The following is a 269-nucleotide window of genomic DNA, read 5'->3' on the forward strand; positions in this document are numbered from 1 at the left end:
AATCTCAAATTACCACAGAAAAAGACAAACTGGTCGACAGTGGTACCACATCATTGAACGACCTCGCTGCCAGACAACAGGAGTTGCAACTGGATCTGGACCTGGCTACTCAAGCTTATACTTCTGCATTGGTCGCACTGGAGAGCACTCGCACAGAAGCCAGCAGAAAGTTAAAGCAGCTGGTGGTTGTTAGTAGCCCTTACCAGGCACAAGATGCCAAGTACCCAAGAGTGGCCTACTCCCTCACCAATATACTGCTGATTTTGCTT

The 269-nt window shown here is 48.3% G+C and carries 1 pseudogene; it reads left to right on the forward strand.

Annotation, left to right across the window (positions count from 1 at the left end):
- Positions 1 to 269, forward strand: a pseudogene (locus tag CWC18_RS21315) (lipopolysaccharide biosynthesis protein); the annotation flags it as partial.

The organism is Pseudoalteromonas aurantia (genome assembly GCF_005886875.1).
In the GTDB taxonomy this organism is placed as follows: Bacteria; Pseudomonadota; Gammaproteobacteria; order Enterobacterales; family Alteromonadaceae; genus Pseudoalteromonas; species Pseudoalteromonas aurantia_A.